At 42.7% G+C, this 19156-nt stretch carries 19 protein-coding genes and 1 other RNA gene; 10 read left to right on the top strand and 10 right to left on the bottom strand.

Annotated elements, in window-relative coordinates:
- Positions 1 to 30 precede the first annotated feature (30 nt).
- The 4 genes from R7O13_RS17820 to smpB all read right to left on the bottom strand — a co-directional run bounded on the left by R7O13_RS17820 (position 31) and on the right by smpB (position 3037).
- Positions 31 to 309 carry a helix-turn-helix transcriptional regulator gene (locus R7O13_RS17820; RefSeq protein ID WP_025506824.1) on the bottom strand — a complete coding sequence of 93 codons (279 nt, stop codon included), beginning with the start codon at positions 307 to 309 and terminating at the stop codon, positions 31 to 33.
- 398 nt (positions 310 to 707) lie between these two features.
- Entirely contained in the window at positions 708 to 1934 is a 1227-nt protein-coding gene (locus R7O13_RS17815; protein WP_285339276.1) for an integrase domain-containing protein, read from the bottom strand.
- Between the two features lie 183 nt (positions 1935 to 2117).
- Positions 2118 to 2485, bottom strand: a transfer-messenger RNA (tmRNA) gene (ssrA, locus tag R7O13_RS17810).
- Between the two features lie 66 nt (positions 2486 to 2551).
- Positions 2552 to 3037 carry an SsrA-binding protein SmpB gene (gene smpB / locus R7O13_RS17805; RefSeq protein ID WP_005381642.1) on the bottom strand — a complete coding sequence of 162 codons (486 nt, stop codon included), beginning with the start codon at positions 3035 to 3037 and terminating at the stop codon, positions 2552 to 2554.
- A gap of 119 nt (positions 3038 to 3156) precedes the next feature.
- Here smpB and R7O13_RS17800 point away from each other — a divergent pair, with 119 nt between their 5' ends.
- Both R7O13_RS17800 and R7O13_RS17795 read left to right on the top strand, forming a co-directional pair.
- Positions 3157 to 3600 (top strand): SRPBCC family protein, encoded by a 444-nt coding sequence (locus tag R7O13_RS17800; protein WP_005381641.1) that lies wholly within the window; start codon positions 3157 to 3159, stop codon positions 3598 to 3600.
- Positions 3590 to 3949: an RnfH family protein gene (locus R7O13_RS17795; RefSeq protein ID WP_005383746.1), complete on the top strand. Its 360-nt coding sequence runs from the start codon at positions 3590 to 3592 to the stop codon at positions 3947 to 3949. The genes R7O13_RS17800 and R7O13_RS17795 overlap by 11 nt, the downstream gene beginning before the upstream one ends.
- 100 nt (positions 3950 to 4049) lie before the next feature.
- Here R7O13_RS17795 and bamE read toward each other — a convergent pair whose 3' ends face one another.
- The 5 genes from bamE to nadK form a co-directional block, all read right to left on the bottom strand.
- The gene (gene bamE, locus R7O13_RS17790; RefSeq protein WP_005383748.1) at positions 4050 to 4409 is read right to left on the bottom strand and encodes an outer membrane protein assembly factor BamE; all 360 of its coding nucleotides are present in this window, start codon (positions 4407 to 4409) and stop codon (positions 4050 to 4052) included.
- A 242-nt stretch (positions 4410 to 4651) separates the two neighbouring features.
- On the bottom strand, positions 4652 to 5134 hold the full coding sequence (locus tag R7O13_RS17785) for a GNAT family N-acetyltransferase (protein WP_005381636.1): 483 nt from the start codon (positions 5132 to 5134) through the stop codon (positions 4652 to 4654).
- A 21-nt stretch (positions 5135 to 5155) separates the two neighbouring features.
- A complete protein-coding gene (recN, locus tag R7O13_RS17780) occupies positions 5156 to 6820 on the bottom strand; it encodes a DNA repair protein RecN (protein ID WP_005383750.1) in 1665 nt (554 codons plus the stop codon).
- Between the two features lie 166 nt (positions 6821 to 6986).
- Positions 6987 to 8177, bottom strand: coding sequence for a DUF3103 domain-containing protein (locus tag R7O13_RS17775; RefSeq protein ID WP_005383752.1), 1191 nt, complete (start codon positions 8175 to 8177; stop codon positions 6987 to 6989).
- A gap of 265 nt (positions 8178 to 8442) precedes the next feature.
- The gene (gene nadK, locus R7O13_RS17770; RefSeq protein WP_005381631.1) at positions 8443 to 9327 is read right to left on the bottom strand and encodes an NAD(+) kinase; all 885 of its coding nucleotides are present in this window, start codon (positions 9325 to 9327) and stop codon (positions 8443 to 8445) included.
- A 146-nt stretch (positions 9328 to 9473) separates the two neighbouring features.
- Here nadK and grpE point away from each other — a divergent pair, with 146 nt between their 5' ends.
- The 4 genes from grpE to dnaJ all read left to right on the top strand — a co-directional run bounded on the left by grpE (position 9474) and on the right by dnaJ (position 15377).
- On the top strand, positions 9474 to 10070 hold the full coding sequence (gene grpE, locus R7O13_RS17765) for a nucleotide exchange factor GrpE (RefSeq protein WP_021034134.1): 597 nt from the start codon (positions 9474 to 9476) through the stop codon (positions 10068 to 10070).
- A 418-nt stretch (positions 10071 to 10488) separates the two neighbouring features.
- Positions 10489 to 11763 carry a dicarboxylate/amino acid:cation symporter gene (locus tag R7O13_RS17760; RefSeq protein ID WP_005381625.1) on the top strand — a complete coding sequence of 425 codons (1275 nt, stop codon included), beginning with the start codon at positions 10489 to 10491 and terminating at the stop codon, positions 11761 to 11763.
- Between the two features lie 347 nt (positions 11764 to 12110).
- Positions 12111 to 14024 (top strand): molecular chaperone DnaK, encoded by a 1914-nt coding sequence (dnaK, locus tag R7O13_RS17755; RefSeq protein WP_005381623.1) that lies wholly within the window; start codon positions 12111 to 12113, stop codon positions 14022 to 14024.
- A 204-nt stretch (positions 14025 to 14228) separates the two neighbouring features.
- Positions 14229 to 15377, top strand: a complete 1149-nt coding sequence (dnaJ, locus tag R7O13_RS17750; protein WP_005381620.1) for a molecular chaperone DnaJ — start codon at positions 14229 to 14231, stop codon at positions 15375 to 15377.
- Between the two features lie 69 nt (positions 15378 to 15446).
- Here the strand turns inward: dnaJ and R7O13_RS17745 are convergent, their stop codons facing one another.
- Positions 15447 to 15878, bottom strand: a complete 432-nt coding sequence (locus R7O13_RS17745) for a type IV pilin protein (protein WP_053302986.1) — start codon at positions 15876 to 15878, stop codon at positions 15447 to 15449.
- 103 nt (positions 15879 to 15981) lie between these two features.
- On the opposite strand from R7O13_RS17745, the gene R7O13_RS17740 reads away from it, so the two are divergent.
- Genes R7O13_RS17740 through R7O13_RS17725 form a run of 4 tightly spaced genes read left to right on the top strand, consistent with a single transcriptional unit; the run spans position 15982 to position 18769 of the window.
- Positions 15982 to 16488: a GspH/FimT family pseudopilin gene (locus R7O13_RS17740; RefSeq protein ID WP_017635698.1), complete on the top strand. Its 507-nt coding sequence runs from the start codon at positions 15982 to 15984 to the stop codon at positions 16486 to 16488.
- A complete protein-coding gene (locus tag R7O13_RS17735) occupies positions 16469 to 17059 on the top strand; it encodes a PilW family protein (protein ID WP_017635697.1) in 591 nt (196 codons plus the stop codon). Before R7O13_RS17740 ends, R7O13_RS17735 begins: the two co-directional genes overlap by 20 nt.
- Positions 17056 to 18366 (top strand): hypothetical protein, encoded by a 1311-nt coding sequence (locus tag R7O13_RS17730; protein ID WP_053302988.1) that lies wholly within the window; start codon positions 17056 to 17058, stop codon positions 18364 to 18366. Before R7O13_RS17735 ends, R7O13_RS17730 begins: the two co-directional genes overlap by 4 nt.
- Positions 18356 to 18769, top strand: coding sequence for a prepilin-type N-terminal cleavage/methylation domain-containing protein (locus tag R7O13_RS17725; protein ID WP_017635696.1), 414 nt, complete (start codon positions 18356 to 18358; stop codon positions 18767 to 18769). The genes R7O13_RS17730 and R7O13_RS17725 overlap by 11 nt, the downstream gene beginning before the upstream one ends.
- The last annotated feature ends 387 nt before the right edge of the window (positions 18770 to 19156 follow it).

The raw sequence follows: 19156 nt of genomic DNA, 5'->3' as shown, positions 1-19156 counted from the left end.
GATTTATTTGTGCTTAGTGAGAGTTTTTAGTTATGCGGCTAGTGCATAGAGACTGTTGTCGAAAAGAGACTGTCTTTGCTCAACAAGATGAGAAACGGTTTGATGTAGATCTTTGCCTAGTGCCATGGCTGCGATAATGGCATCGACCTCATGAGACAAGAAACCAACAGAGTTTGCACCAAGGGGAATTGAAGGTGGGAATGTTCCATCGTTAATTTTGCGGTGGAGAGTCGCTCTTGAGAAGGGTACGCGTTGTAGAACGTCAGATTTACGTACGATTTTTAGAAGAGGAGTTGTATTTACAGACATAACGATAACCTATGTTAATTCATGTCTAGCACCGCCTTCATATTCTAATACTTACACTGATCCACTGAAATTTAACTTCAGCAAAGCAATAATAACCTAGGACTGAAACCTTTATGTTGGTAACAGCCTCACCCTTCGCAACAGGAGGGAAGGTGTTGTGTATGTAATAAAATAAAGAAGTCTTAAAAAAAGACTCAGAAAATTAAGTTAGTGCTAAAACAATAAAAAATAGTTAAACCGAAGTTTAACGAGCATAAGGCTGTTGCCGCGGAGCGGACTTTAAATGTCTGTTTCCTATGTAAAAATTAAATATTTAGACGCGATTTAAAATAATGCGGGTGATTCTCATCGTCAATACAAAAACACCCGCATCTTATTGAAAGTGTGACTTGTATCACTTATTTTGATGGTTTTGCTATTGTGTTGGTGTTTTTAGAAGCATCAAGTATGAAATTACTCCACCAATCCATAATCTTTCGGCGTTCTTCCAAGTATTCAGCATTGTTGTAGATGTCACGAATCGTGTTCTTGTCTACGTGTGCTAGACACAGCTCAATAGCATCTTTGTTGAAGCCCTGTTCGTTGAGCGCTGTACTGCCGATGGAACGCATACCGTGACTTACCAGCTTTCCTTTCATTCCTGCACGTTTTAGAGCTGCGTTGACGCTCTGACTGTTCATGTGCTGGTCAACTGACTTTGAACTGGGGAAGACATAGCGTTGTCCGTAGGAGATGGGCTTCATAAAGTTTAAAAGCTGAATAGAAGCATCTGAAAGAGGGATTTTGTGGTCGCGCTTCATTTTCATTTTCTCTTTGCCAATGACCCAAAGTTTGTTTTCGAAATCAATTTCACTCCATTCAGCGGCAGCACACTCAACAGGACGGGTGAGGGTGTGGAGTTGGAATTCAAAAGCGCAGCGGGTAGCAAGCTTAATATTGGCTAACGACATCGCTTGCATAAGAGTATGAAGTTCGTCTGGGCTGATAGTACTCATGTGGTCAGCTTTTGGCTTTTTGAAAGCTTTGGAGATTTTTTCGAGCCGATTAACTTCAACTTTGCCACAGTGATGTGCATACGTCATAACTTCATTCAAGCGCTGACAGACGCGTCTTACTGTTTCTAAAGCTCCTTTCGCTTCAATAGGCCGTAATGTTTGAATCACTGTTGGAGCACTTAATTCGCTAACTGGCATATTTCCTAAATTAGGGAAAACATGAAGCTCAAGAGAGCGCCAAATGTCATCTGCATAATCATCTGATACATCATGTTTTTTCACTTCAAACCATTCTTCAGAGATAGCTCTTAACGTGTGAGACTGTGCTATCTGAGCATTAAAACGTTGGTTATCTCTGTGAGTCTTAGGATCTACTCTCTCTGCTACCAACTGTCGCATCTCTCTTGTTTTTTCTCTCGCGGACGCGAGAGTGATGTCAGGAAATGCACCAAGACTGATGTTCTTACGTTTTTTAGTCGTTGGGTGGATGTAGTTAAAAATCCAAAGTTTTGCACCATTCGGCTTTATACGTAAGTAAAGACCGTTGCCATCGGCAAGCGAATATTCTTTCTCTAAGGGCTTAGCTTTGGTTACTTGAGTTGGTGATAAAGGCTTGATTTGCTTAGCCATTTTAATAGTTCCTTTCTGATGTAACACCAATTTGTGTTGTTATTGGTTAGTGTTACGAGGAATGTTACTAAATGACTGAGATTAAGTGAATCTTGATGAGACGCCCTGAACCACTTAAAGCTAGATAGGACAAGGGCTTAGAAAAGAAAACGGGACGTCCTGAGACGTCCCGTTACTAGTGATTGGTGGAGCTGGCGGGAGTTGAACCCGCGTCCGAAAACCGTTCATCATTGGTACTACATGCTTAGTCGATCTTTAATTTCGCCACCCACCTGCGAACCGACACGCTAATGAATGACTAGCCTGAATTAAAATTCGCCGTTCATCTCTCAGGCGGGAGAATCCGGGCTAGCGCGTTTGGGTTTGATCCCTCGTTGATCCCCGTCTTACGTGCGGAAGCTAGGGCGAGAGAGCTCTTAGCAGGTTATTAAGCTGCTAGTGCGTAGTTTTCGTCGTTTGCGACTATTTTTTTGCGGTTTGTTAACGAGGCCTACCGCACCTCGGCATGCACCTCAGACTTCTGAATTCCCGTCGAATCCTAAATCAGCCCCAGGTAATATTCGCATAGTAACAGAAAAGCATTGGCTGTCCAGTACTATGCGTTTAAGTGGTCAAGATTAACGCAGCGCGCTCTTCATTACGCGTGCTTTTTCTCTTGCCCAGTCTTTTTCTTTTAGATCCGTACGTTTATCGTGCAGCTTTTTACCTTTTGCTACGCCAATTTTTAGTTTCACCCAAGAGCGAGACCAGTACAGTGAGAGGGCCGTTAATGTCATACCTTCACGGTTTACACGTCCGAATAGGTTATCCAGTTCACGACGACTCATTAGTAGTTTACGCACACGTGTGGGATTCGCCACAACGTGTGTCGATGCCTGATTTAAAGGAGTGATTGTCATGCCACTCACAAAGGCTTCACCGTCACGCATAAATACGTAACTTTCAGAAATATTGGCTTTACCTTGGCGAAGGGCTTTCACTTCCCAACCTTGGAGCTCCAAGCCAGCTTCGATTTCATCATCGATGAAATACTCGTGGCGAGCTTTTTTATTCAGCGCGATAGTATTGCTACCCGCTTTTTGTTTCGTTTTTTTCTTTGCCATAATAGCGTCATTATACGGGTTGGATATCGGATAGGAAATCCTTTTATTTGCGCAATCGTGGAATAAAAGTAAAATTGGCGAGTAGCTTTAAATCTGTACATGTATCGATAGGAGTATGTATGAAGCAAGTCAGCCGTTCTGCGCTTGTGTCTTTTAGCGCCGAACAGATGTTCAATCTGGTTAATGATGTTGCTAAATACCCTGAATTTCTGCCTGGTTGCTCGGGCTCTAGAATCATTGAGTCTTCGGGGAATGGTATGGTGGCTTCTGTCGATGTGGCGAAGGCTGGAATCAGCAAAACGTTTACGACTTCAAATGAGTTGATCCCCGGTCAGGCAATTATGATGAACTTGGTGGATGGCCCGTTTAAGACGTTGCGTGGTGGTTGGATTTTTACCGCGCTAGATGAGCAAGCTTGCAAGGTTGAACTAAAGCTTGAGTTTGAATTCTCAAGTAAAATGATTGAGATGGCCTTCGGTAAGATTTTTAACGAGCTTACTAGTAATATGGTAAATGCATTTACTAAACGCGCAAAACAGGTCTACGAGTGTTATGAGTATTGAGTCAGATATGATTCACGTTGAGGTTGTCTATGCTCTTCCTCATGAACAGCGTGTATTTAACTTAGTGGTAAATAATCACGCAACGGTAGAAGAGATCATTCGACAATCCGGTGTATTGGAGTTGTACCCTGAAATTGATTTGTCCAAGAACAAAGTGGGTGTGTTTAGTCGTAACGTGAAGTTGGATGTGACCGTTCGAGATCGAGACCGAATAGAGATTTATCGTCCGTTACTCGCCGATCCGAAAGAGATTCGCCGTAAACGGGCGGAGCAGGCTAAAGCCGAGGGAAGTGCAGACCCAGTCACCGGTGGCAAGCCTAGTTCTGTACGTAAAAATAAGCAGGATTAATATAAACCCAATAGCTCATGTGAGTTACTCAAAGTTTGACTAACGTGATTTCTATATAATAAAAAACCTCCCAAACGGGAGGTTTTTTGCAAAAGTCAGTTTACTGAATTTGCTCGTAAAATGCGTCACTTTTTGGAAAGTCACCACTGATGTCTGCGAGTGTGCCTTGGTCATTAAAGTTTACAATCAGATCTTTCTGTACTGGTTCGCCATGGCCAGGAGTATGATGATAGATGTAATACCAAGTGTTTGGATAGCCGTTTTCAATAAGCATTGGCGACCCTAATACGAAGCGAACCTGTGCTTTAGTCATCCCAAACTTTAATTTATCAACCGCACTTTGTTCTACATAGTTGCCTTGGTTGATATCAATACGATAAACCAGTTTTTCCAATACCGAACATCCTGTCAGCAATGTCATTGCTAATGGTACGGCAACTAACCACTTCTTTAATTGCATAATAATTTCTTAGTAACCTTTAAAATACTGCGCTGATAATAAACAAGCTCGACGCAGATGTAAAAAGCTATGCGTCGTATGGTAGACAATCTGACAACGAATTTTGAGTTGAGTTGCATTTATTCACCGATATTAGGCGGTAAATGTCACCACATGACGTATTAGTTAGGTGACGAAGAGCACATTTCAATCGGAGGTAGGGTGATGGACGCTTTCAGCGGTGAGCCAAGCCTAGTGACTCGTTAGTCGGTTTTGGCGAATTCGCGTAATGCATCACCTGAAAAACGATAATACTCTTTTTCATGAATTAGTGTTGCACCAATTGAGCGGTAAAACTGACCTGCGGTAGGGTTACTACTTTCAGCTGTCCAGTCCAACCTTTGGCATCCACACTTGATCGCCAAAGATGCCAGATACTTCATTAACTTGAGACCAACCCCTTTTCCTCGAACCTTCGAAGATACGAACAGATCTTTTAAGTACATCTGCCCTGAGAGTTTTGGGGCAGGGAACATGACGGTATAAGATGCAAAGCCTACGACGTCATCATTATCGTAAACCGCAATGATATTAACACCAGAATGTTCAGAGAAGACTTGGCTCTTTAGATAATGGACCAGATCGTGTTTTGATGAAGCTTTTTCTTTGAAGTAGTAATGTTCTAACTCAATAAAAATAGGGATGAGATCTAAGCAGTTGGTTTTGTGTATTGCTCTGATATCCATATCTCATCCCTTGTCGATTTATTAAGCGGCGATAAGCAGTTCTTTTGCGTTTGCCAACGTTGAGTCGGTTATTTGACTACCACCAAGTAAGCGAGCTAATTCTGCCACACGTTGTTGTTCATCTAATGCGTGCATTTGGGTTTCGGTTTGGCCTGCTTTGGTTTGCTTAGCTACAAACATTTGTTGATGGCCGCATCCGGCAACTTGAGGGAGGTGAGTGACACACAATACTTGAGTAGATTCGCCAAGCTTGCGTAGCATTTTGCCCACTACGGCAGCTGTTGGGCCACTAATACCTACATCCACTTCATCGAAGATTAAACTTGGTGTATCTACTTTCTGAGCGGTGATCACTTGGATCGCTAGAGAGATACGTGATAGCTCACCGCCTGACGCAACTTTTGCTATAGGTTGTAATGGTTGTCCCGGGTTGGTCGATACTAAGAAGCACACGCTGTCCATGCCAAGCGGCGATGGGTGCGTGTTGTCATTGCTAACTTCGATACTGAATACTGCTTTCTCCATGCTCAATTCGTGCATGCTTTGTGTGATCAGTTTGTTCAGTTCTTTTGCGTAACGGCTGCGTGATTTGTGCAGTTTTTCTGCTTGTGTTAGAAAGCTTTGGTACTTGTGTTCTACTTCTTGAGCAAGCTCATCTAAACGTTCATCGGAGCAATCTAACGCTTCTACTTGGGCCAGAAGATCTTGATGATGCTGGTAGAGTTCTTCTGGCATTACGTGGTGTTTACGAGCTACAGACATCACTTTAGAAAAACGTTCTTCTACATAAGCCATACGAGCTGGATCAACATCGATGCCGTCTAAGTAGCTGCGTAATTCATTCTTCGTTTCTTCAAGTTGAATCATCGCTTCTGACAGCATGTTAGGTAGCTCAGATAGCTTTTCATCTAATTCGGCTAATTGAATTAGGGAGTGATTGGCCGATTGCAAAATACCAAGCGCATTGACTTCTTCACCTTCGTAAATAAGTTCGATGGCTTGCTGACAGGTAGTGGCGAGTTCACCACTGTTGGATAGTCGTTTGTGCTCTTGCTCGAGCTCTGCAAATTCTTCTTCACCTAGCGATAACTCATTTAGTTCTTTGATTTGGTATTCAAGCAATTGTTTTTGCGCCTGGTTTTGCTGGCTATTTTCTTTTAGTTGCTTGAGGTTATTGTCTGCCTGACGCCAATGCTGGTAAGCACTTCGTGTGCTTTTTAGTAGGTTTAAATGCCCAGCATATTGGTCGAGCATGGCCATTTGGTGCTCACTTTTCATCAATTGATGATGAGCGTGCTGCCCATGGATATTGATAAGTAGCTGCCCTAGAGATTTGAGTTGTGATAGTGGAACAGGGCTGCCATTAATGAAGGCTCTTGAGCGGCCTTCTTTTGTGATAATACGACGCAAAATACACTCACTGCCATCTAGCAGATCGTTATCTTCTAACCAACGTGTTGCATGTAAGTTGTTGTCCAATAAAAAAGCGGCGCTAACTTCGGTTTTCTCTTCACCTTGTCGCACCATGCCGGCATCGGCTCGTCCGCCTAAGCAGAGCCCTAAAGCATCGATAGCAATGGATTTACCCGCGCCTGTTTCACCTGTAATGGTGGTCATGCCCTTAGAAAGCTCGAGTTGTAAAGACTTAACAATCGCAAAATTATTAACACTTAGATGAGCCAGCATTTTATTTACCTGTATAACTGAACAATACTGTATAAGAGAACAGTATATACTGTTTCTTTATACAGTAAAGTCAGGTGAGGCAAATTTTCTTTGTAGGCTGTTTTTTTGTGATGAAGTGGGAAAAATGAGCCGATGTGATTACAACGACTCATTAAAATTGAACAGGTTACGGACGAGTTGGGTTAATCGTTAGTGGTTCTAGTGTGACGACTGCATTCACACCTGCACCTGGGTGATCTACGTATGAAGTATCTTGCATTAGAGTGTAGTAAACGTCGACGAAGTCATCATCATTCGTGAGTACACCATCGGGGATAGTGTCGATGATCTTGTTCGTGATTTGCGGAATAATCGCGTAAGCCTGAACTTCTGGATCTGGAATCGCTTTCAATACTTCTTCGGCAACTTGAACAAGGAGTTTTGCCAATTGTTTATAGTCTGTGCCGTCATCTTGCTCCATGAGCACAATGTCTGCCGCACCCCAGCGGTAACGAGACCAGTGAATAATGATCTGATTTGGATAGTAATCTTGGTTATCGTAGTCTAAGTATGGAAGCTCCACCAAATCGAGAGTAGGTTCATCACGACTTGGATTGACGCCCGTTACGATAGCGTAGATTTCTGCCTTGCCAGAGATCCAAGGTTCTTTGTCATCGGCTAGACGGATCTTTTTCAACTGCGTGGTTTGAATTGGAGCCGCTTCGCCCACTGCGCTACTTGACAATAACGGTGTATTTTGGCGTTGTTCATCAGCAATATATGGTTGAACTAAAGCTGGTTGACCGAGTTTTTTCATCTCAGCTTGCATAGCTTGCAAGCCTGCTTTTAGCTCTGCAGAGCTATTGTTATCAACGACAAGTACAGGTACCTCAGGGAGCTGGTAAACATCGAGTTGATGGATGTTGCCATAAACATCAAATGCTTCGATGTATTGCCAATTCTCATCATCACCACTTGGTTCAAACGCAAATAATGGCTCGACCTCGCCACTTTGCCATGCTGTTATCATGGCTTCATTTGCCAAGCGAACTTCTAACAACTGATCTGAGTATTCAGAAATACCTTTCCAGCTACGAATTTGAGTGTCAGCTTGTACAAGCTGGCGGCTGAACTCTGAGTTAGGGTTTTGCTTAACAAATGCTGATACAGACACGTTAGTCTGTTGCGGAGTAATATCTCTTCTCAACATGGGTTCAATGGCAGCATAGTTCTCACTCAATTGTTGAGCTAGGGCACGCTTCGTCTTAGTGATATCTTCCGCTTTTGCGTTGGATACACTGTTGACTTGCGTTTCCTCTGATTGGCAGCCAATAAGTGCTAATGTACTGAGAACAGACAGAATGATGGTTTTCTTCATAATATGTCCTTTATTGATTGTATGAAATAGAGTTAATACTCTATTCATGGTGAGAATATCACCGGACATAGATCATTGAATTTGCTTTTCTATCTTTTGTGTAAAGTTTGCCCACAGGATCAAAATTTATAAGCTTCTCTTTAATGATGACAAATATCGTGTCGCCTCACTACTTTGTGTCTATTTCTTGTCTAAGAAAGCCAAAAGCCAGTAGCAATTGAGCTGCTGGCTTTTTTATTGAAGTTATTACCCTGAGTAACAAGTGTTAGAACAATTTACTAGACCAGCCAAGCTTATTCCGTAAGACGTGATAGTAGCTGTAGTCTTTTGGATGGATGAGCTTTAGTACATTTGGACTTTGATAGATGTGAATTTCGTCGCCAGGGGTAACTGGAAGTGAGACTTGTCCATCACAGCTAACTTCTTGTGTTCCACGGTTTTCTGGTGATACCACCAATTTAATTCGACGTTTTCCATCAACCACCAAAGGTCGACTCGACAATGTATGAGGGAACATTGGCACGAGTGAAATGGCATTCAAGCTAGGAGAAAGAATTGGGCCGCCGCCAGAAAGTGAATATGCCGTCGAGCCAGTCGGAGTGGAGACAATCAAACCATCGGCCCGTAAAGAGAAGGCGAAGCTTTCATCAATATACACTTCAAATTCAATCATATGAGCAATTTGCCCTGGGTGAAGTACGGCTTCGTTTAGCGCAGCGTTATGGCTCTTTATTTGTCCGTGGCGGTGTACTTCCGCCTCTAAAAGAAAACGCTCCTCTTCAATGTACTCACCGTCGAGTACCGCTTGCAGAGACGCTTGGAAGTCGTCTGGGTTCAAGTCAGTTAAGAAGCCCAAATTTCCGCGGTTCACGCCTATAACTGGTACATCAAATCGGGATAAAATTCTTGCTGCACCTAGCATGTTGCCATCGCCACCAACCACAATGGCTAGATCGGCATTTTTTCCTAGTTCAACTAAGCTAGCAAACTGACTCTGTGGGATATCATCCAGTATTGCGGCAAGGCGATCGTCAATGAATACTTTATAGCCCTCAGAGGTCAACCATTGGTACAACTCTTTATGAGTTTGAATTGCTTGTTGATCTCTTGGTTTTCCGATAATCGCGATCACGTTACATGGATTTTTCATAGCATTTCCGCATTAAAGAGGCTTGAATCAGGAATCTTCATCCCCATAATAATGGCAAGTCACCTAAATATGCGAATTTTTATGTGGTTAAAGCCCGCAAAAACGCGCATGGCTTTAAGGGCATTATGTTGAATTCTGGAGATATCATGAGCAACGAAGAAAACAAAGTTACAGAAGAAGAGCTTGATCAAATCATCGAAGAGGCTGAAAAAGTAGAAGCTGAAGCACAAGAAGTTGAAGCTGAGCTTGAAGAGCTTGGTGATGAGACAGACGCTAAGATTGCTCAACTAGAAGCGGCACTATTGTCTAGCGAGGCAAAAGTAAAAGAGCAACAAGATGCGGTGTTGCGTTCTAAAGCTGAAGTAGAAAACATGCGTCGTCGCACTGAGCAAGAGATCGATAAAGCACGTAAGTTTGCGTTGAACAAGTTTGCAGAAGAGCTGCTTCCTGTTATTGATAACCTAGAGCGTGCAATTCAAGCGGCAGATACAGAGAATGAAACTGTGAAGCCGTTCCTAGAAGGCGTTGAACTAACACATAAAACGTTTGTAGACGTTGTCGCGAAATTTGGCTTGAAAGCAATCAACCCTGAAGGTGAAGCATTCAATCCAGAGTTCCATCAAGCGATGTCGATTCAGGAGAGCCCTGATCATGAATCAAACACTGTTATGTTTGTTATGCAAAAAGGTTACGAACTAAACGGCCGTGTGATTCGTCCTGCAATGGTAATGGTTGCTAAGTAACTTTAACTCCCTGTTTTTTTAAATATAAAAGCGCCCATCATTTTTGATGGGCGCTTTTTTGTTTTAAACATAAATGACTGCATCGAACTTCGTTGTGTGTCGATAAATGAAAATTTGATCCCCTTCATATTTTTTCCTATTGGTTAATTATTTTCCTATAGGAGATTTTCTCTCATCTCGCTGCGTGTTTATTAACGGAAAGGGCTATAAGTGATTGTAATCATTCGCTGTGTGAATGTTTGTTCTGCATAGGAATGTAAATATAGTCATTTTTTCTAAAACAATTTCGTTAACAAAAATGTAAATTATCACTTTATTTTGTAACTTCGGTGTGTATGATTTGCGACTAATGCTTTAAAAGTAAGCATATATAACTACAAAAATGTAAATAGTAAACACAACATATCGGAGATTTATAATGGATAAATCGCTTTCTAGTAAGATTTTTATAGGCTTGTTTGCCGGCCTTGTGCTGGGGACAGCAATTCAGTACTTATTTAGCGGTATTGCGATTTTTGATACATACCTACTTGGAGCAGCAGAAGGTGTTGGCGGCATGTTCGTCTCACTGATCAAATTGCTTGTTGTTCCTTTAGTTTACGTTTCAATCGTATGCGGCATTGTTGACTTGAAAGACATCAGTGCATTTGGTCGTCTTGGTGGAAAAACCTTTACCCTTTACATTCTTAACACCATCATTGCGATTACGGCGGCTTTGACTGTCGGCTTGATCTTCCAGCCAGGAGCGGGTGCTAATCTAGCAGGAACGGTATCTGAGGCTGTACAACTGACAACGACAGAGACGCCGGACATTTTCTCTTTAGTTGTTAACATTGTTCCTAGCAACCCTGTACAAGCGTTTGCTAGCGGCGACATGCTGCAAATCATCTTTATGGCAATTTTGACGGGGCTTGCAATTCAAGCTTTGGATTCTCGTGGTGGCCCGGCTATTCGCACATTCAAAATGGCAAATGAAATCATGATGAAATTGGTTGGATTAGTGATGAGTCTTGCACCATATGGTGTGTTCGCACTAATGATTCAACTAGGTGCAACGCTAAACGCCAATACATTAATGTCCGTTGCCGGTTACGTGGCTTTGGTGGTTGCGATGTTGGTGTTCTGGATCTTCTTCTTCTACCCAATGGCAGTGAGTATTGCGACAGGAACCTCTCCAAAGACTTTCCTACGTGCAACTCGTGAGCAGATTCTTTTCTCTCTATCTACCGCGAGCTCAAATGCGACTATCCCGGTAACGATGCGCACACTGACAGAAAAGCTTCAGGTCTCTAAATCGGTTGCTGGCTTCGGTGTACCACTGGGCGCAACGATGAATATGTCTGGTGTGTCTATCTATATTGCTCTCGCAACGATGTTTGTTGCGAACGCTTTTGGCCAGCCAATTAACACCGCAGACATCTTTACACTTGGCTTAACTATTCTTCTGTTATCTATTGGTGCTGGCGGCGTTCCTGGGGGCGGCGTGGTAATGGTAGGCGTTTTGCTTCACCAGCTAGGTTTACCACCTGAAGGTTTGGCAATCATTGCAGCGGTCGACCGTATTAATGATATGTTCTGTACATCATCTAACGTTGTCGGCGACACGGCAGTGAACACCATTGTTGCAAAAACAGAAGGTGAGATAGGTAAAGAAGAAGGTGTTGATGCTGAGCCTGCTCAAGCGAACGCCTAATACCTTGAATAATTTATTTTAACCCTAATATTGAAGCGAGCTCTTATGAGCTCGTTTTTTATTTAGGAAGAGTCGGGCATAAATAAATTTATCTGGGAAATGACGTTTTGTTGCGCTACAGCAGTGTGACGAGTTCCCAACTAATCAGAAAGAAACACATAAATTTCGAAAAAAGACGCTTTTTTTTAATTCTGCCCTTGAAAAGCATTTTGCCGCCCTTATCTATGTGGCATAGAGAAGCAAACATTGATTATTTTTGTTTGTGAGCAAGGGTTGAAACCCGATTCTCCTCCCCCCACATTGGGGTTATAACCAAACGAAAATAGAATTTATTCGGAGATAGCCAGATGGGTAAAATCATTGGTATTGACTTAGGTACTACTAACTCATGTGTTGCTGTATTAGACGGCGACAAACCACGTGTAATTGAAAACGCAGAGGGCGAACGTACTACTGCATCGGTTATTGCTTACACTGACGGTGAGACGCTAGTAGGTCAACCAGCGAAACGTCAAGCAGTAACTAACCCAGAAAACACGCTATTTGCAATTAAGCGTCTAATCGGTCGTCGTTTTGAAGACGAAGAAGTTCAGCGTGACATCGAAATCATGCCTTACAAAATCGTTAAGGCTGACAACGGTGATGCTTGGGTAGAAGCGAAAGGCCAAAAAATGGCAGCTCCTCAGGTTTCTGCTGAAGTTCTTAAGAAAATGAAGAAAACTGCTGAAGACTTCCTTGGTGAGGAAGTAACTGGCGCAGTTATCACAGTACCTGCTTACTTTAACGATGCTCAGCGTCAAGCGACAAAAGATGCTGGCCGTATCGCAGGTCTAGAAGTTAAACGTATCATCAACGAACCAACAGCAGCTGCGCTAGCTTACGGTCTTGATAAGAAGGGCGGCGATCGCACTATCGCGGTATACGACCTTGGTGGTGGTACATTCGATATTTCAATCATCGAAATTGATGAAGTTGAAGGCGAGAAAACATTCGAAGTTCTAGCAACTAACGGTGATACTCACCTAGGTGGTGAAGACTTTGATAACCGTCTAATCAACTACTTGGTTGATGAGTTCAACAAAGAGCAAGGCATCAACCTTAAGAACGACCCACTAGCAATGCAGCGTGTTAAAGAAGCAGCAGAGAAAGCGAAAATCGAGCTTTCTTCTACTTCTCAAACAGACGTAAACCTACCTTACGTTACTGCAGATGCAACTGGTCCTAAGCACATGAACATTAAAGTGACTCGTGCAAAACTAGAATCTCTAGTTGAAGACCTAGTACAACGCTCTCTTGAGCCATTAAAAGTAGCTCTAGCTGACGCTGACCTATCAGTAAACGACATCACTGACGTAATCCTAGTTGGTGGTCAGACTCGTATGCCAATGGTTCAAGCGAAAGTTGCTGAGTTCTTTGGTAAAGAAGCGCGCCGTGACGTAAACCCTGACGAAGCAGTAGCAATGGGTGCTGCAGTTCAAGGTGGTGTACTTGCTGGTGACGTTAAAGACGTACTACTACTAGACGTAACTCCACTGTCTCTAGGTATCGAGACAATGGGTGGCGTGATGACTAAGTTAGTTGAGAAGAACACAACTATCCCAACTAAAGCGAACCAAGTTTTCTCTACAGCGGAAGATAACCAGAGCGCGGTAACTATCCACGTTCTACAAGGTGAGCGTAAGCAAGCGATGTACAACAAGTCTCTAGGCCAATTTAACCTAGAAGGCATCCAGCCTGCACCACGTGGTATGCCACAAATCGAGGTTACTTTTGACCTTGATGCGGATGGTATCCTACACGTGTCTGCGAAAGACAAGCAGACTGGTAAAGAGCAGAAGATCACTATCCAAGCTTCTGGCGGTCTAAGCGATGAAGACATCGAGAAAATGGTTCAAGAAGCAGAAGCTAACAAAGAAGCGGACAAGAAGTTCGAAGAGCTAGCGACTGCACGTAACCAAGCTGACCAAATGATTCACGGTACTCGTAAGCAAGTCGAAGAAGCTGGTGAAGCGCTACCTGCAGAAGAGAAAGAGAAGATTGAAGCAGCAATTTCTGAGCTAGAAACAGCACGTAAAGGCGAAGACAAAGAAGCTATCGATGCTAAAGTTCAAGCACTAATGACTGCTTCTCAAAAGCTGATGGAAATCGCTCAACAACAAGCTCAAGCGCAGCAAGCACAAGGTGCTGACGCAGGTGCACAGTCTAAAGAAGACGACGTTGTAGATGCTGAGTTCGAAGAAGTTAAAGACGACAAGAAATAATATTTCTTAACCAGATGGCTGCATAGCCATCTGGGGTCGATAAGACTTCGTGTGCGGGCGTTTGGGGCAACTCTTACGCCCGTCTGTTTGTAAACGCTGTCTTTCTAGTTAAGTATGTTGCAGACAAGTGCACTTACCTAGAACGATACAAATACCAAGCGGTGAATCGATGCCGTTTGTAGTAATTAACTGGTGACGAAGAACATGTCAAAACGTGATTTTTACGAAGTATTAGGCGTAAGCCGTGATGCCTCAGAGCGCGATATCAAAAAGGCGTATAAGCGTCTAGCGATGAAATTCCACCCAGACCGAAACCAGGGTGATGATTCTGCGGCGGACAAGTTTAAAGAAGTAAAAGAAGCGTACGAAGTTCTGACCGACCCTCAAAAGAAAGCGGCGTACGACCAATACGGTCATGCTGCTTTTGAACAAGGCGGCGGTGGTTTCGGTGGCGGCGGCTTTGGCGGCGGCGGTGCTGATTTCGGCGACATCTTTGGCGATGTATTCGGTGACATCTTTGGTGGTGGTCGTCGTGGCGGTGGTGGCCACCGTGCCCAGCGAGGTGCTGACCTACGTTACAACATGGAATTAACGCTAGAAGAAGCAGTTCGTGGTGTAACGAAAGAGATCGAAGTACCGACACTAGTACACTGTGATACCTGTGATGGTAGTGGCGCGAAGAAAGGTTCATCTGCTGAAACATGTGGTACCTGTCATGGTCATGGTCAAGTACAGATGCGACAAGGCTTCTTCGCAGTGCAACAAACCTGTCCTACCTGTCACGGTAAAGGTAAAATCATTAAAGACCCTTGTAATGAGTGTCATGGTCAAGGTCGTAAGCAGAAAACAAAAACACTTAACGTTAAGATCCCAGCAGGTGTTGATACTGGCGACCGTATTCGTCTATCTGGCGAAGGTGAAGCGGGAGAAATGGGGGCGCCTGCTGGCGACTTGTATGTACAAGTGCACGTGAAAGAGCACCATATCTTCGAGCGTGATGGCAACAACCTATACTGTGAAGTGCCAGTAAGCTTTGCGATGGCGGCTCTAGGTGGTGAAGTTGAAGTGCCAACTCTAGATGGTCGCGTAAGCCTAAAAGTACCTTCAGAAACGCAAACAGGTCGTATGTTCCGCATGCGTGGTAAAGGTGTGAAAGGCGTTCGCGGTGGCGGTGTTGGTGATCTTATTGTGAAGTTGGTTGTTGAAACACCAGTAAACCTAAGCTCACGCCAAAAAGAACTGCTCAAAGAGTTTGAAGAGTCTTGTGGTGGTGAAGCGGCGACAAAGCACAAGCCTAAATCAGAAGGCTTTTTCAACGGTGTGAAAAAGTTCTTTGATGATTTAACCAGCTAAGACGTTAGTGAAAAGCACAAATACAAAGGCCTGCTAAAATGCAGGCCTTTTTGCATCTCGGTGTTCTTGCTAGTTCCAGCAATCACTTGGTTCTTCGACATTTGTTGACGTTAAAGTAATCGTTTTAGAACCAGTCAAGCACTCGTCGTCGTCTTGTCCAAGAGGTGATTTTGCTGTTGCTGTAATGGTATAGGCCGTACTTGCAGAGCTAGCAATATCGAAAGAAAATCTATTTTTGTCTGAGTCACATAGAGTGCATGTTCCTCCAGAGAGAATATGACTCCAGTCGTACCCACCATCATAAGATGTCTCTAGCTCTAGCTGAATTCGACTAAGATCGCTCAAGGCAACCGTCCTATGAGACTTGATTACATGATTAGTGTAAGAAGGGTAGGCGATCGCAGCAATGATCCCGACAATCACGACAGCTATCAGTAATTCGATCAATGTCATCCCTCTCAATCCTTTTTTGTAGCCGTTACAACGAGAAATTCGAATCATCACGAGTAGTTTCCTTTTCACTTTTCCGCCTATTTTTGGCAGGTGATAGCATCTGTGCAAGATGAATTACGGCCCTTTTGCCGTTTACATAGGAATTTGGGAAATGCCTCGCGGGTTTACGTTGTTGGAGCTTCTTATTACTGTTGCTGTCTTGTCAGTGCTACTACTTTTTGTCGCCCCAAGTTTTTCAAAAGTTAGCCAACACATGAAAATAGTGAATTTAGCCAACGAATTACAGGGTTTTTTGATCCAAGCGAAATCGGAATCGGTGATGAGAAATCAAGATTTTTGGGTTCATATTCAAGGCTTGCCTTCATCCACCGGAAGCTGGAAGCTCACACTCTCGAGTGTATCGAATGTCACTGACATTACTTCAATGAATACTGTTGCTGAGCTGCAAGGTCATCTATATCGGGGTCTGGTGGTGTCGAGTAATATAACTAGCGTCAAGTTTGATCGTGTTATGGGGAATCCCAAAAATGCGGGAAGTATTCACCTGAAGAAATCTCAAGCGGATACCAGTCCGATAAAAGTAACTGTTCATAACGGAGCAGGGCGAGTAAAAGTGTGCGCTATGAATAAGGCAAAATATGGCTTTGAACAATGCTAAACAGCAGGGTAGTACACTTGTTGAGTTTATGATTGCTGCGTTGTTAGGACTTGTCGCTTTGGGCATTGTTGGCGCAGTGTTTCTTTCTAACCAAAAAACAGCTGTGCAGCGAAGCAAGGAAATAATGCTACTTCAGCAGATGAGTAGTGTAATTCAACAAGTGAAAGAGGATATTCAACGAGCAGGGTTTGATGGTATTACGACAAAATCAATGATGCTTTCCGGTTCTCCTAGCGTTCTATATCAACAATCCGAAAAAATCGGTTATGTTTATCGAAACACAGCAAGCTCTGTGAGTAATACGATATATCGGTTAAAGGATAATATGTTGGAATATTGCCAGGATGATTCACCATCACCTTTAAGTGTCGTGTCTGCTGCTAGTGGATGTTTTGATCTTTTTGATCCTAAGCAAATTAAAGTAACTCAATTTGGTGTTAGTCGAACATTACTATCAGGTTCGTCAATAGAGAGTGCGTTTATTTCTATTTCAATGGCCGCTGAATTAAAAAATGATCCGGCAATTTCTCACGCCATTTTATTACAAGTTCAGCAAAGGAATTGGCAATGATACGTAAGCATCAACAAGGAGTGGCCACGTTACTTATTACTTCCATACTGCTCTCTGTCGCTTTGGTTGTGACGTTAGGGTCATATAAGAATCTATTTTATCAAATTAAGCGTGCGCAGAATGAAGTTAGTTCTCGGCAACAGCACTGGGAAGCGGAAGGGGGGCTTGAGTGTCTATTTGCTTATGTCACAGATGATGTATCCATAGTGAACGAGCTCATCCCAATTAATCACAATAATTTAAATACCTTATGTAAGAGGGAATTAAACCTTAGCCAGCTGAACGTTACTGATATAGGGGCAGGAGTCTATCGTATTAATTCTATATCTCACAATGGTTGGGCCCAGCTCAATAAAACTTTCAGTACACTAAGTAATCGTGGAAAAGGAGCGATACAAACCACATCCAAGTTAACTACTTATGGTGATTTAAAGGTTCATCCAGATGCGAAAGGTGATCTTAATTCTGACAATCTGTATGAATGCATATCACTGACTTATCGGTATAGTTATACCATGGAAGGCGGAAGCACAGGATCAAAATATAACACTGCATCAATAAGAGCGAATAGCTTATATGATGGTTCTCCTTCTGGAGGGTGTACCGCTGCAACGACAACCAATGTTACAGTAAAAGCTGGGAATGCAATTACGAAAACTAATAAACCTGAAACTTCTGATCCGCAGCTAAAAGGCGATTTTGTTTATGACTCTGAAGTCGATCCATTCCAAACCTTTTTTGATTACAAAAAAACACCGGAAAATATTGATAAAGTCAAAGCTTCATTTCCGAAAGCTGGGAAAATCAATTTGTCAAATGCGACACAGTGTAAATCAGCTATCGAAAATGCTTTTAAGGAAGTAGATAAGGTTTGGATTACTGGTGACTGCGCCATTCACGGGAATTTAGCACTTCAAGGCAACCATGAGAAATATACGTTAGTTATTCAAGATGGTATTTTTATCAATACTGGTTCAACAACATTTCAGGGTTCGCTTTTTCATTTAGTCGATAAAACTAAACCACAGTTTGCTCCTAATGAGTTAAAAAGCTATTGGGAAAGTTTGTTCTCGAATGCTGATGGCTCACCGACTAATTTTACCATTGGTAAACAATATACTGATCTTACACAAACTGTTTATGTTGATGCAGGGGCATTTCACGCAACGGGTGGTTATGGTTTTGATACTGATGGGTTAAAAACCTCAATTGCGGGCTCAATGGAGTTACTATTTGATTCCAGCAAAAGACCTACAACAAGGAGAAATGATGTTCGTTGGCAAGAGGGAAGTTGGAATGCCAAGTAAACAACATGGTTTTAGTTTAATTGAAATAATGATTTCTTTTATTTTAATTGGTGTCGGTGCTCTTGGATTGGTTAAGTTGCAAGCTTACATTGAGCTGCGGGCAGATTACGCGATGCATAGCATTGAAGCGCTAAATCTTGCTGAGCAGAAATTAGAGTGGTTTCGTACGCGTGGGGCTATTTCTGCAGTCCCCTCGATGCCCGCCGCTAATTTTGATACAAATATTGTCTCTGGGGAAGATACTACGCACCCCTTGTATACTTTATCTTGGTCTGTGCCAACGGCAACTCTGTCGGGCGCACTTAAAACGATACATATGGAAGCTCTATGGCAAGATCGCCACGGTAAAATACAATCGGTAGAGCTGAAAACCATGATCTCTAAACATAGCGAATTTGATTAAATAGTCTAGGTTCCTGTTTTATGCCGATTCAATCAAAACCGATTGGAGTTCTGGATAAGGTGTTCACTGTCCGCGTTGCCCTTTTTATATTGAAGAGAATTATTTCTTGCTTCTCATCACGTATAGTTTCTTTTCTTAAAACTATCTATTCATCGCTCTATGCAACCTCTGTTTTTGCCAGCTCGTTTACTAAATGTATATGTTGATTTTTCCATAATGTTTCAGGCTTGTATCTTTGGTTTTGTTTTTTTGCAAAATATGTCTCCAATTATGAAAAAAAATATAGAACCTTGTGCTTTCTCCATTAGTGTTTACTAGAATACTCGTTGGATAGTAGGCCGTCATAATTACTCAAATAGGCCTTGGCACCAACATCATTCACTATGG

This window comes from Vibrio sp. Y176 (genome assembly GCF_033438945.1).
The sequence above is the reverse complement of the archived record's forward strand: the minus strand, read 5'-3'. Positions and strand labels throughout refer to the sequence as shown.

Coding starts and splice junctions, on each gene's coding strand:
- dnaJ (WP_005381620.1), top strand. CDS start 14,229: ATGTCAAAACGTGATTTTTACGAAGTATTAGGCGTAAGCCGTGATGCC.
- dnaK (WP_005381623.1), top strand. CDS start 12,111: ATGGGTAAAATCATTGGTATTGACTTAGGTACTACTAACTCATGTGTT.
- R7O13_RS17725 (WP_017635696.1), top strand. CDS start 18,356: ATGCCAAGTAAACAACATGGTTTTAGTTTAATTGAAATAATGATTTCT.
- R7O13_RS17815 (WP_285339276.1), bottom strand. CDS start 1,934: ATGGCTAAGCAAATCAAGCCTTTATCACCAACTCAAGTAACCAAAGCT.
- R7O13_RS17745 (WP_053302986.1), bottom strand. CDS start 15,878: ATGATTCGAATTTCTCGTTGTAACGGCTACAAAAAAGGATTGAGAGGG.
- bamE (WP_005383748.1), bottom strand. CDS start 4,409: ATGCAATTAAAGAAGTGGTTAGTTGCCGTACCATTAGCAATGACATTG.
- recN (WP_005383750.1), bottom strand. CDS start 6,820: ATGCTGGCTCATCTAAGTGTTAATAATTTTGCGATTGTTAAGTCTTTA.
- R7O13_RS17795 (WP_005383746.1), top strand. CDS start 3,590: ATGAGTATTGAGTCAGATATGATTCACGTTGAGGTTGTCTATGCTCTT.
- grpE (WP_021034134.1), top strand. CDS start 9,474: ATGAGCAACGAAGAAAACAAAGTTACAGAAGAAGAGCTTGATCAAATC.
- R7O13_RS17735 (WP_017635697.1), top strand. CDS start 16,469: ATGGCTTTGAACAATGCTAAACAGCAGGGTAGTACACTTGTTGAGTTT.
- R7O13_RS17785 (WP_005381636.1), bottom strand. CDS start 5,134: ATGGATATCAGAGCAATACACAAAACCAACTGCTTAGATCTCATCCCT.
- R7O13_RS17800 (WP_005381641.1), top strand. CDS start 3,157: ATGAAGCAAGTCAGCCGTTCTGCGCTTGTGTCTTTTAGCGCCGAACAG.
- nadK (WP_005381631.1), bottom strand. CDS start 9,327: ATGAAAAATCCATGTAACGTGATCGCGATTATCGGAAAACCAAGAGAT.
- smpB (WP_005381642.1), bottom strand. CDS start 3,037: ATGGCAAAGAAAAAAACGAAACAAAAAGCGGGTAGCAATACTATCGCG.
- R7O13_RS17730 (WP_053302988.1), top strand. CDS start 17,056: ATGATACGTAAGCATCAACAAGGAGTGGCCACGTTACTTATTACTTCC.
- R7O13_RS17760 (WP_005381625.1), top strand. CDS start 10,489: ATGGATAAATCGCTTTCTAGTAAGATTTTTATAGGCTTGTTTGCCGGC.
- R7O13_RS17820 (WP_025506824.1), bottom strand. CDS start 309: ATGTCTGTAAATACAACTCCTCTTCTAAAAATCGTACGTAAATCTGAC.
- R7O13_RS17740 (WP_017635698.1), top strand. CDS start 15,982: ATGCCTCGCGGGTTTACGTTGTTGGAGCTTCTTATTACTGTTGCTGTC.
- R7O13_RS17775 (WP_005383752.1), bottom strand. CDS start 8,177: ATGAAGAAAACCATCATTCTGTCTGTTCTCAGTACATTAGCACTTATT.